This window comes from Frankia sp. CgKIO3 (assembly GCF_977946435.1).
The window spans coordinates 1-10,750 of the sequence record NZ_CDWTMO010000144.1 but is presented as its reverse complement, the minus strand read 5'-3'; the positions used below and the strand labels follow the sequence as shown (position 1 = coordinate 10,750).

Genomic DNA, 10,750 nt, shown 5'->3' with positions numbered 1-10,750 from the left:
CAGGAACACAGAAATCAAAATGGCGGCCACGACGTCCCCTGATGCAGAGGGCATGATCGCCATCGCTAATGTTCTCTACCCCGTCAAGCTACCGCGAGGACCCCGCTCATGCCGTTGCGGATTCTCCGATCACGCGGGGTCGCGGGCGCCAACCTGATCCAGGTTCTGATGGTCGCCACGATGTTCTCGTTCCAGATCCTCGTCGCCCTCTACCTGCAGAACGTACTCGGCTACAGCGCTGCCAAGACCGGCCTCGCGATGCTCCCGGCGGCGGGCGTCATCGGCGCGGTGTCGCTGGGCGTGTCCGCCCGGCTGATCGCCCGCCTCGGGGAACACACCGTCCTGCTGGCGGGGCTGGTGCTTCTCGCCGGGGTTCTCGGGCTGCTCACCCGCGTACCCGTGCACGCGCACTACCTCACCGACCTGCTTCCGGTGATGCTGTTCACCGCGGGCTTCGGGCTCGCCCTGCCGGCGCTGACGACGCTCGGCATGTCCGGCGCCGGTGACGACGACGCCGGACTCGCCTCCGGCCTGTTCAACACCGCCCAGCAGATCGGCATGGCGATGGGCGTAGCGGTGCTGTCCGCCCTGGCCGCCGCCCGCACCGACGGACTGCTCGCCCGGGGCGAGAGCCGGGCCACGGCGTTGACCGGCGGATACCGTCTGGCCTTCACCGTCGGCCTCGGACTGCTCGCCACCGCCTTCGCCGTCGCGTTCGCCGTGCTGCGCCGGCCCGCCCGGTGAGGTGAACTGCCGCGCACACGAGCCGCTGAGCATCACCGAGCGCACGACCGGCCGGCCGCCCGCACCTGTCCACCGTCGCCTACCAGTGGAGTCCCGAGAAGCGGGTACCGCGGATCTCCGCCACGGCCGACCGCCTCAAGGTGCGTCACCCTCGACGTGACCCGCACCGCCCTGCCCGTCACGCATGGACGAAACGGCCTTCCTGCCCGCTTGGCAACCACAGCACTGAGTAACGGTAATCGAACATAGGTTCGACATCCGAGGTGGGGTGATCTACGCTTGATCCATGACCGCCGCCGATCCCGCCGCCGGGCAGCATCGGGTGCTGTCCGGGTTGATGGGGGTGGCCGGTCAGGTGGGTGGCCTGGTGGAGGCGCCGGTGTGGTCGTTGTCGGACGCCGAGTTGTACGGCGCCCTGGACGACTGTTCGGTGGAGCTGGCCCGCCTGGCCGCGGTGCGGCTCGCACTGGCGCGGGACGGAACCTGTCCGCGCGGGAGGGCGCGGCCGGTACAGCGGCGTTGCTGCGGGAACGGCTGCGGATGCGTCCCGTCGACGCCCGGCGTCTGCTCGATCTCGCGATTGCCGTGGATGGCCCGCTGGCCGCGACCGGCGCCGCCCTGACCGCCGGTGTGATCACTGTAGAGCAAGCGTGGGAGATCCACCTGGCGCTGCGTTCCCTGCCGCGCGGCCTTGGCGCCGAGGTGTATACCGCCGCGGAGGCTTCGCTGCTGGAGCTGGCCGGGATGTTCGACCCCGCGGAGCTAGCCCGTCTCAGCCGGCACCTGCGCGAACAGCTCACCCAGATCGATACCAGCCCCGGCGGCGACGGGCCCACCGACAACGGTCACCACAACGACCCGGACAGCCAGGACGGTGCGGGCGGCACGGACAGTCGGAGCGGCACGGACAACCGGGACGGTGTGCCGGGTCCCGGTGGTGATCCTGCGGACCGGCGGGGTCTGTGGTTGACCGACCTCCCGGGCGGGATCACGCGGATCAGCGGCACCCTTGATGCCGAGGCCGCCGCCCTGCTGCGTTCGGCGTTGGATCCGCTGGCCGGACCCCGCCCCGGCGATGACGGCGCCGCCGATCCGCGTTCCCCGGCGCGGCGGCGTGCCGACGCCTTCGTCGAGCTGTTCCACCGCGTGCTCGGTGCCGGCGTTCTGCCCGTGACCGGTGGGGTGCGCCCGCATCTGACGGTGACCGTGCCGTGGGCGGCGCTGCTCGGCCACGGCGGGCCTCCGGCCTCGACCGGCTGGGGTCAGCCGCTGCCGGCCGGTGTGCTGCGCCGCCTGGCCTGCGACGCCTCGGTCGGCCGGGTGCTGTTCGATGCGGCCAGCGTTCCGTTGGATGTCGGTCGTGCCTACCGGACCGCACCGGCGGATCTGCGTCGCGCCGTCATCGCCCGCGATGTCTGCTGCGCGCATCCGGGGTGTGATCGTCCGTCGTCGTGGCGTGAAATTCACCATGTTCGTCATTGGATAGACGGCGGAGAAACCTCGCTCAACAATCTGGTATTGCTGTGCGGATATCATCACCGGTTCGTGCACCACCAGGGTTGGACCGTCCGGCTCGGCCCCGACCGCCGGCCCGAGTTCCTTCCCCCACCCTGGATCGACCCCGCACGAAAACCCCGCCGCAACCCCTATTCACGACATACCGCCGACCTCCTACACACCGCGCCCGGCGGATAGCCATCGCTTCGCACCGGATTCAGGCGAGCAGCGAGGCGAAACCAGTGGCTCAGCCGACCGCAGCCGGCCACGGCCCAGATCATCAGTCCGCCGCCGAGACCACTACCAATCGTGTCGGCACCCCTCCGCCACCCGCGCCCAGTCCCTGACGACCCACGAACCTCCCAAGGCCCACACTGCTTGGTAGGCACCCCGCCGGTAGGCACACCTTCCTGGAGAGCCGATGACGCCCGACATCGCCGTGGCCCGCAAGCTACTCGCCGCCCAGCCCTTCAGTCGGCTGCTCGGCGCCCGACTCAGCCGCTTCGAGGCAGGGGTGGCCGAGCTGACCATCCCACTCGGAGATCATCTGTGCCAGCAGCACGGCGGGGCGCTGAGCTACGCCGCCGACACGGCCCTCACCTTCGCCGCCGGCAGCATCGCGGGGGACGCCGTCCTGACCTCCGAGATGAAGATCAATTATATCCGGGGGGCGCGGGCGACGAGCTCATCGCCCGCGCCGAGGTCGTCCATGCCGGTTCCACCCTGGTCACCGTGCGCTGCGAGGTCTTCGACCGCGGCGGGTACGGGGACGGGGAACGGCTCTGCGCCGCCGCGCTCGGCACCGTCGCGCGCCGCTGACCACCGGCACGCCCCTCGTGACGACCAGGCTTCCGTAGGCTCGAAGGAGTGTACGGCCGAGCCCCCGGAGGTGCACATGGCCAGCAGCGTGAAGACGGCGGACCGGCCGATGCGCTCGCACGCGCGCCGCAACCGCGAGCGGATCCTCGAGGTGGCCCGGGACGCCTTCGCCGGCAGCGACAGGGACATCTCCCTCAACGAGGTCACCAGGCAGGCGGGGGTCGGAATCGGCACGCTCTTCCGGCACTTCCCCAACCGGGACGCGCTGCTCGAGGCGCTGCTGCAGGACCGGGCCGCCGCGCTACTCGACGAGGTGGACCGGCTGCTGGACGCCCCGGACGCGGGCGCGGCACTGTTCGGCTGGCTTGACAAACTGATCGCACACATCGCGACCTACCGGGGGGTGGCCGCCAGGCTGCTCACCATGGTGCGCGACGAGGAGACGGAGCTGCACGCGTCCTGCCACTCCCTCGAGCAGGCGACGCTGGCACTCCTCGTCCGGGCCCAGCGGGCCGGCGACGTCCGGTCGGACGTGCGGATCGAGGAGGTGATCTCTCTCGTGACCGCTATCGGCTGGATCCGGGAACAGGCGCCGGAGCGGGCGGGCCACGCCCGACCCCTACTCTCGATCATGACCGATGGCCTGCGGGTTCAGTCCGGGCCGACGACCGGTGATACCCCGAGGTCTTACGAAACAGAGCACCACACCGGTACGGTGTCATAGACGACGGATCACGACGGATCACCCGGGGGGAGGCGGTGCCATGGGCGGCGGCGTTCCCGCGCGCCACCGACGCCCGGCCGTTCCCGACGAGGCCGCGGATAGCACCGCGATGCGGGACGCTGAACCTGCCCGGCTGATTCCCGGCACGCACCACCTGGCACGGGCCTGACCGGCTACCTTGCCCCGCCTCGAAGGCGTCCGGCTGGCCGACATCCCGGCCGGTTACGTACCGGTTACGTATTAGGAGAACCGATTACGCACCACAAGCGTATGCACCAGAAGGGAAGGACCTGGCGAGCGACGACACGGCGCCGGACGGCTCGGCGAGGAAGGGTCGGCTGCGGCTCGGGGCGTTACTGCACGGCGTCGGCGGCACCGTCGCCGGCTGGCGCCACCCCGACGTGCCGGCGGACGGGGCCATCGACTTCGACCTCTACCGGCGATGGATCCGCACCGCCGAGAACGGCCGCTTCGACCTCGTCTTCATCACCGACACCCTCTACGTCACCGCGGAGTCCACCCCGCAGTACCTGACGCAGTTCGAACCGGTCGCACTGCTCGGCGCGCTCGCCGCGGCGAGCAGCCACATCGGCCTGGTCGGCACGATCTCCACCTCCTACAGCGAGCCGTTCGTCATCGCCCGCCAACTCGCCACCGTCGACCACATCAGCGCCGGCCGGGCCGGGATCAACATCGTGACCTCCGCGCCGGCGGGAACCGCGCTGAACTTCAGCCGCTCCGAGGAGGAGCACCCCGAACACGACACGCGCTACCGGATCGCGGCCGAGTACCTCGACGTTCTGCGTGGCCTGTGGGACTCCTGGGAGGACGGCGCCCTGCTCCGAGACAAGGAGTCGGGGGTGTTCTTCGACCGTGCGCGGCTGCACACCCTCGACCACCGCGGGGAGTACTTCTCCGTGCGGGGACCGCTGAACATCGAACGGCCGCCGCAGGGCTACCCGATGATCTTTCAGGCCGGTCGGCCGGCGGGTGTGCCCCTGCTGTTCATCGCGGTCACCGTGTTCGTCGCCCCGACCGAAGCGGCGGCCGAACGCTTCTACCAGGAGGTGGCCGGCCTGGTCAACACCGACGAGGCGCTGCGCTATCTCTCCCTCATTTTCGGTCAGCACGACTTCGGCGGCTACGACCTGGACGCCCCCTTCCCCGAGCTGGGTGAGATCGGCAACGACGGCTTCCAGGACAGCACCCGTCGGATCAAGCAGATGGCCCGGGAACGGGGGCTGACCTTGCGCCAGGTCGCGCTGGAGGCGGTGACCCCCCGCGGGGAGTTCATCGGGACGCCCGAGCAGATCGCCGACCGCATGCAGGAATGGTTCACATCCGGAGCCGCGGACGGTTTCATGCTTCTGGAGGCGATGCCACGCGGTCTAGAGGCCTTCGTCGAGCTGGTGGTCCCGATCCTGCAGGAACGCGGGCTGACCCAGCGCGAGTACACCGGCGGAACCTTCCGTGAGTCCCTCGGTCTGCCGATCCCCCCCAACCGTTTCACGCAGCAGGACGTCGCAGCCGACCCCACCGGCCCAGACAGCCCAGATAGCCCAGACAGCCCCGCCGGTTAGTCGACAGGGAGAGGACCGGGCGGCGGGTGGCTCGCCGCGAGCGGCGGACGCGAGCGGGCGGGCCGCGCGTGCCGGCGGGTCGCGAAGGCCCTCAGGAAGGTCCGCACGCCCATGCGTACGGCGTCGTCGAGGTCGACCGGGCGGATGGGCCGGGTGCCCAGCGCCGACAACGCCGGGAGGTCTCCGGCAACGAGCGACATGAACTGGCTCGCGGCGCTCTCGGGATCATCGACGTCGAGATGCCCGCGGTTCGCCAGCCGCGCGAGCCGTCCGGCCAAGGCGTTCACGACCGACTGCCCCCCGAGCGACACCACCTCGTCGTACAGGTCGGGCATGTGGGGGCCTCAGCGTACAGCAACCGCTGCAACGCCCAGCCCTCATCGCTGAGCTGGCATTCCAGGATCAACAGCCAGCACTGGAGCAGACCACCCCGGGAGTGCTCGGCCTCGTCCTCGCGGCGATCGTCGGCGCCGAGTTCATGCTTCAGCTCGACGGCACGATCGTCACCGTCGCGCTACCCGATCTTCAGACGGATCTGGGCCTGTCCGCCGGCTCGGCGACATACTCGGCCACCGCACCACCTTCATCGCGGGCACCAGCCTGCTCGCCGCCGCGTCCCTGCTCGCGGGACTCGCACCGGGCGTGGGCCTGCTGCTCACCGGCCGTGTCCTGCAGGGCGGCGGGGCGGCGCTGGCCGGCCCCGCGGGGCTCGCGCTGCTCGCGACGACCTTCAGCGGGGTGCGCCAGCAACGGGCGTTCGCCGTCTACTCGACGGTGACGGGGCTCGCGGCGTCCGCCGGCATGGTGCTCGGGGGGATCCTCACCGACCTCACGAGCTGGCGGGGGACGCTGCTGATTAACGCTCCGATCGGCCTCGCCGTCGCGGTGCTCGCCGCCCGGGTGGTGCCCCCGCTCCTCGGGCGGCCAATCGGCCGGCCCTGGACCTCGCGGGGGCGGTCCTGTCGGTGCTCGGCATGACGGCCCTGGTGTTCGGCTTCGTGCGGGCCGCCGACTCGGGCTGGACGGACCCGGGAGCCGTCGCGGGTCTGGCGGGCGGTGTGGTGGTCCTGGCGGGCTTCACGCTGCTGGAGTCGCCGGCGGCATCGCCCCTGCTCCCCCTGCGGGTGCTCACCCACCGGGCCGGGCGGGCGCGTTCGTCGACCTGCTGCTGATGGCGTTCGTGCTGACGAGCTTCCTGTTCTTCCTGACCCAGTTCCTCCAGCGGGTCCTCGACCTGGAGCCGCTCGTCACGGGGCTCGCGTTCCTGCCGTTCGGCGTGTCCCTGCTGCTGACCGCCCGATCCGTGCCCAGGATCCTCGCCCACCTGAACCCGCGGGCGCTGGCCCTCATCGGCTTCACCGTGATCATCCTGGCGATGCTCTGGCTCAGCCTGCTCGACGCCGGCAGCCGCTACGCCGTCGATGTCCTCGCCCCGATCATCCTGCTGGGCGCGGGCACCGGGGCGGCCGTGGTGCCGCTCAACCTCATCGTCCTGTCGCAGACCGCTCCCGAGGATGTCGGTGTCACCTCCGCCGTGCTCCAGTCCGCGTTGTCGGTCGGCGGGTCCCTCGGCCTCGCCGTCCTGCTGACCCTGTTCACCGGCGCGGACGGCGTCGCCACGGGCGCCGCGGTCGCCGTCCTGATCGGCCTCGCGGTCTGGTACCTGCCCGGACGCCGATCCGCCGACCCGGCCAGCTGAATCAGCGCGGCCCGGACCTCGTGGGTTTCGCCCTTCTCCGCGGTCCGGGCTGTCGGTCCGGGCTGTCGGTCCGGGCTGTCGGTCCGGGCTGTCGGTCCGGGCTGTCGGTCCGGGCTGTCGGTCCGGAGTGTCGGTCCGGAGTGTCGGTCCGGACTGTCGCCTCGATGCCGCCGTTCGGTTTCTCCGGCGGCACAGACGGACAGACGGACACGGACGGACAGATGGGTAAGAGCGGCCCGTGCGGGAACTGGTACTCCGAAGGATGCGTATCCGCAGACCCCGATGAAGGGAGCCGATCAAATGACCACGACAGCCGAGACCGGGAACGTCACCGGCACGAAGGACGCCCAGTACGACCTGCTGTGGTTCACGGAGAGGTGCCTGAGCAACGCGCTGCGGCTGGCGACCTACATCGGCGACGCCGAGCGCGACGGCGACCAAGAACTGGCGAGCCTGTTCCGCCGGGCGCAAAACGAGAGCCGCAAGGGCGCCGAGGAGGGCAAGCAGCTGCTACGCAACCGGCTCTGACCCGACCCCTCCCCACCTCCTCCGGTGACTTGCCCCGGTGACCTGCCTCCTCCGGTCCGATCAGCGCCTGGATGCTCCCCTTGCCCACCGGGCGCCCGGTACCCCGGGACGGCAGGTGACCGACCGCGGAGACGACCGACCGGTGTACGGTCCGCAGTGTCTTGCCGGTCGGTCGCCACGATCGCCGAGTGCGGTCTCGTCGGGTTTCCCGCACGGGTGCCATGGGCATCATCCCCGGTCAACCCCAACCGAAACCCACGAGGGAACTACGTACTGTAAGTAGATCGGGTGACGGGCGGATCAGGGTGACGGGCGGATCGGTCCGTGTGAGCGGAGCGCGCGAGGTGGCGCCAGACCATGTCGGGTTAGACCATGTCGGGGTCGGCCACGAGGAGGTCGGCCACGACGACGTGGCCGTTGCGCAGCGACTGGCAGTGCCGGACCGGCACCGCCAGCCACCGGGCGAGCGTGAGCAGGTCGTCGTCGCGGCGGACGGTGAAGCCGTGGGCGGCAAGCATCCGACGCATCGCGGCGGGGGTCCATGCCGAGCGGTTGGGTTCGCGGGCCAGGGGATCGGGGCGCCGTGACACGATGGTTAGCACCCGTGCCGCCAGCCGGCCGAGAAGCGCCGAGAGCGTCGGCGTGTGGTAGTGAACGATCAGGCGGCTTCCCGGGGTCGAGCGCCCCGCGACGACCCGGGTCGTGGCGGCGACTTGGCCCCGGGTGAGGTAGGGCACGACACCCTCCCAGATCCAGACCGTCGGCACCGTCGGCCGATGCCCTACCGACGTCAGGGCCGCATCGAGGTCGTCGCGGCTGAAGTCCACCGGCACAAAGCGCGGTGTCGTTCCGGAACGCGGTGTCGTTCCGGAACGCGGTGTCGTTCCGGAACGCGGTGTCGTTCCCGGCGGCCCCGCCTCCCCGGGCCGATCCGCGTCTCCGAGCCGGTCGAGCTTGTCCCGCTGGGACGCCGGATGATCGACCTCGAATACGGCGACGGCGGCGAGCTCCGGCATCCGCCAGGGCCGCCCGTCCAGGCCCGCGCCGAGAACCACCAGTTGCTCCGCCCGCCGCACCCCCCGATCGCCGACGGCCTCACCGTCGGCCCCGCCGACGGCCTCCCGGAGGGCCTCGTCGATGGCGACGGTACGCGGCACCATCACCTCACCGCAGGCCCGCACCATCTCGAACTCGAGCCGCGCCCCCCACCCCCGCGGCGGGACACCGCCGCGCACCCACTCGACAACGCCCCGTTCGTCGACGCGCAGGAACATCATTGCTGTCGGATCGTCGAACCGGTCGATGGCGATGCGCCCGTGCGCAACGGCCCGCCCCTGGCACACCAGCACCGCGGTCCGGCTCGCGCCCCCGTAACCGCCCATGGGCCGATGTGCCTGCACTCTTCCACGATTGCATGCCACTACCGCGGGGGCACCCACAGGCAAGAAGATGATCATCGACCTGTCGTGCTCGCCATCGGCGGCCATGGCCGGGTGAGCGTGCTGGAAGCCGTGCACATCCATCTCCGCCTCAAGGCCCAGTCCCGCGCACCGCACGACGGCAGGCCGTTCACCGAAAGTGTCGATGGTTGCAGTGAAGCAGGCGGCATCGTGAATCGCGTGCACGACAACGCTGCCTCCGTACCACTACAGTGGGCCGTCCGTTGCCTATCCACCCTGGTCACAGGGGGCGCGCCAGCATGCCCACCGAAGAGACCCACACCAGGTCCGGATGGCAGGATCACTCCAGGAGACCGTCGGCGTTCTCCCACCGTTACGTTCGTCGTTCCCGTCCCGCGCACCGTCTCCCCGGAAAGGGGCCAACACCCTGATGGCCGAGCAGTCCCCCCGTCGCAGCATCGAGTCCTGGGCGCACGAGCTGCCTGTGAGCTTCGTGGAATGCCGCACCATGGGACATCGCTGGCAGCCCCACAGCGCCACCTAGGACCGTGAGGCCCGCGCCTACCACGTCATCCACGCCTGCGACCGCTGCCACACCCAGCGCAAAGCCTGGTGGACCCGCAACGGCGAGGTCACCGCCGCCGGCTACACCTACCCCGAGGGCTATCTCACCCGTGACGTCGGCTATATCGGAGCCGACGGCCGCGGCGTCCTGCGCACCGAGTACCTCACCCGCATGTTCAACACGACCACTCGGCGTGCCAGCGCGAACGGCCACGGGGACGCAGCGCCGGAGTCCTGAACGAGACCCGAACGAAACCCGGTCGACGACCCCGAAAGCTGCGGCAACCCTGAAAGCTGCGGCAACCCCGAAAGCTGCGGCAAACTCGTCCGGGCCTGCCGACGAGAGCATGACCGTTCCTCCTGCCGCGCGGACCCGGGCGGTGGCACCCGGTGGCCTCCGCCGGGCCCGCCGTGGCGGCGGCCGGCGGGGCGTGCTCCGCCTGGTTACCGTCGGAGACGGTGGGCAGGCATCCGACATGACGCATGCCCCGAAAACCGGTGTGCTGGCCCGCCTGACCAACACGGCGCGCCAGGAACAGAGCGAGTACGCGGGCGACGAGCCCCGCCCGCTGCGCGGCTATCTCGCCACCCTGTCGGCGTATAGCGGGTTGTGCGCGGCTCTCGGGCTGATCGGCCGGGTGTCCGATGCGGTCCTGCCCGAGCGGTTCGCGGTCCCCGACCTGATTCTCGTCACGATCGCCACGCACAAGCTGAGCCGCCTTCTCGCCAAGGACCCGGTGACAAGCCCGCTGCGCGCCCCCTTCACCCGCTTCCGCGGCACCGCGGGACCGGCGGAACTCGCCGAGGAGGTCCGCGAGCACCCCCCGGCCCGGCACAGCGTGGGTGAGCTACTCACCTGCCCGTTCTGCACCGCGCAGTGGGTGGCCACCGGCTTCGTCTTCGGCCTGGTCGTCGTGCCTCGGCCGACGCGGCTCGCCGCATCCGTCTTCACGGTGGTCACCGGCTCCGACCTACTTCAGCTTGTCTACGCGAACGCGCAACAACAGGCCACCAGGGGCTGACCATTCTCTCCCGGGTTATGGGTTATTGCACCCAGATCACGGGAAATGGTGGCGCGGTGATGATATGTGTACGCGCATGCGCACGCGCGTACACCTGCGCGTGCATACTCCAGAAGAATCGGGTCCGGTCCCATCGTAAGGGATCGTCATTAAATAAGTTGATCATTTGATCT

General features: G+C 70.4%; 11 protein-coding genes and 2 pseudogenes. 11 read left to right on the top strand and 2 right to left on the bottom strand.

Features of this window, described 5'->3' with window-relative positions; genetic code table 11:
- Window positions 1-105: 105 nt before the first annotated feature.
- From AC08OJ_RS15355 to AC08OJ_RS15330, 6 genes and pseudogenes are all read left to right on the top strand, one after another.
- Window positions 106-744: pseudogene (locus tag AC08OJ_RS15355) on the top strand (MFS transporter); the annotation flags it as partial.
- A gap of 286 nt (window positions 745-1,030) precedes the next feature.
- Window positions 1,031-1,366, top strand: coding sequence for a hypothetical protein (locus AC08OJ_RS15350; protein WP_476593659.1), 336 nt, complete (start codon window positions 1,031-1,033; stop codon window positions 1,364-1,366).
- Entirely contained in the window at window positions 1,264-2,439 is a 1,176-nt protein-coding gene (locus AC08OJ_RS15345) for an HNH endonuclease signature motif containing protein (protein ID WP_476596064.1), read from the top strand. The genes AC08OJ_RS15350 and AC08OJ_RS15345 overlap by 103 nt, the downstream gene beginning before the upstream one ends.
- A 223-nt stretch (window positions 2,440-2,662) precedes the next feature.
- Window positions 2,663-3,060 (top strand): annotated as a pseudogene (locus tag AC08OJ_RS15340) (PaaI family thioesterase).
- Window positions 2,951-3,784 carry a TetR/AcrR family transcriptional regulator gene (locus AC08OJ_RS15335; protein ID WP_476596063.1) on the top strand — a complete coding sequence of 278 codons (834 nt, stop codon included), beginning with the start codon at window positions 2,951-2,953 and terminating at the stop codon, window positions 3,782-3,784. Before AC08OJ_RS15340 ends, AC08OJ_RS15335 begins: the two are co-directional and overlap by 110 nt.
- Window positions 3,785-4,074: 290 nt before the next feature.
- Window positions 4,075-5,364: an NtaA/DmoA family FMN-dependent monooxygenase gene (locus tag AC08OJ_RS15330; RefSeq protein ID WP_476593661.1), complete on the top strand. Its 1,290-nt coding sequence runs from the start codon at window positions 4,075-4,077 to the stop codon at window positions 5,362-5,364.
- Here the strand turns inward: AC08OJ_RS15330 and AC08OJ_RS15325 are convergent.
- Window positions 5,361-5,699: a TetR/AcrR family transcriptional regulator C-terminal domain-containing protein gene (locus AC08OJ_RS15325; RefSeq protein WP_476596062.1), complete on the bottom strand. Its 339-nt coding sequence runs from the start codon at window positions 5,697-5,699 to the stop codon at window positions 5,361-5,363. The two genes, AC08OJ_RS15330 and AC08OJ_RS15325, sit on opposite strands and share 4 nt — an antisense overlap.
- A gap of 58 nt (window positions 5,700-5,757) precedes the next feature.
- Here AC08OJ_RS15325 and AC08OJ_RS15320 point away from each other — a divergent pair, with 58 nt between their 5' ends.
- From AC08OJ_RS15320 to AC08OJ_RS15305, 4 genes are all read left to right on the top strand, one after another.
- Entirely contained in the window at window positions 5,758-6,342 is a 585-nt protein-coding gene (locus AC08OJ_RS15320) for an MFS transporter (protein WP_476593660.1), read from the top strand.
- Window positions 6,339-6,536 carry a hypothetical protein gene (locus AC08OJ_RS15315; RefSeq protein WP_476593654.1) on the top strand — a complete coding sequence of 66 codons (198 nt, stop codon included), beginning with the start codon at window positions 6,339-6,341 and terminating at the stop codon, window positions 6,534-6,536. The genes AC08OJ_RS15320 and AC08OJ_RS15315 overlap by 4 nt, the downstream gene beginning before the upstream one ends.
- On the top strand, window positions 6,536-7,063 hold the full coding sequence (locus AC08OJ_RS15310) for an MFS transporter (RefSeq protein ID WP_476593653.1): 528 nt from the start codon (window positions 6,536-6,538) through the stop codon (window positions 7,061-7,063). Before AC08OJ_RS15315 ends, AC08OJ_RS15310 begins: the two co-directional genes overlap by 1 nt.
- A 300-nt stretch (window positions 7,064-7,363) precedes the next feature.
- Complete coding sequence (locus AC08OJ_RS15305) at window positions 7,364-7,591, top strand: hypothetical protein (protein WP_476593652.1); 228 nt, start codon at window positions 7,364-7,366, stop codon at window positions 7,589-7,591.
- Between the two features lie 365 nt (window positions 7,592-7,956).
- Here the strand turns inward: AC08OJ_RS15305 and AC08OJ_RS15300 are convergent, their stop codons facing one another.
- On the bottom strand, window positions 7,957-8,973 hold the full coding sequence (locus AC08OJ_RS15300; protein WP_476596061.1) for a class I SAM-dependent methyltransferase: 1,017 nt from the start codon (window positions 8,971-8,973) through the stop codon (window positions 7,957-7,959).
- 929 nt (window positions 8,974-9,902) lie between these two features.
- Between AC08OJ_RS15300 and AC08OJ_RS15295 the strand changes: the two genes are divergently transcribed.
- Window positions 9,903-10,577 (top strand): DUF1360 domain-containing protein, encoded by a 675-nt coding sequence (locus AC08OJ_RS15295; protein ID WP_476593650.1) that lies wholly within the window; start codon window positions 9,903-9,905, stop codon window positions 10,575-10,577.
- The last annotated feature ends 173 nt before the right edge of the window (window positions 10,578-10,750 follow it).

What these genes read in the sequence shown, in the direction of transcription:
- AC08OJ_RS15350 (WP_476593659.1), top strand. Translation starts at nt 1,031, where the DNA reads ATGACCGCCGCCGATCCCGCCGCCGGGCAGCATCGGGTGCTGTCCGGG.
- AC08OJ_RS15335 (WP_476596063.1), top strand. Translation starts at nt 2,951, where the DNA reads ATGCCGGTTCCACCCTGGTCACCGTGCGCTGCGAGGTCTTCGACCGCG.
- AC08OJ_RS15325 (WP_476596062.1), bottom strand. Translation starts at nt 5,699, where the DNA reads ATGCCCGACCTGTACGACGAGGTGGTGTCGCTCGGGGGGCAGTCGGTC.
- AC08OJ_RS15315 (WP_476593654.1), top strand. Translation starts at nt 6,339, where the DNA reads ATGACGGCCCTGGTGTTCGGCTTCGTGCGGGCCGCCGACTCGGGCTGG.
- AC08OJ_RS15310 (WP_476593653.1), top strand. Translation starts at nt 6,536, where the DNA reads ATGGCGTTCGTGCTGACGAGCTTCCTGTTCTTCCTGACCCAGTTCCTC.
- AC08OJ_RS15305 (WP_476593652.1), top strand. Translation starts at nt 7,364, where the DNA reads ATGACCACGACAGCCGAGACCGGGAACGTCACCGGCACGAAGGACGCC.
- AC08OJ_RS15300 (WP_476596061.1), bottom strand. Translation starts at nt 8,973, where the DNA reads ATGGGCGGTTACGGGGGCGCGAGCCGGACCGCGGTGCTGGTGTGCCAG.
- AC08OJ_RS15295 (WP_476593650.1), top strand. Translation starts at nt 9,903, where the DNA reads ATGACCGTTCCTCCTGCCGCGCGGACCCGGGCGGTGGCACCCGGTGGC.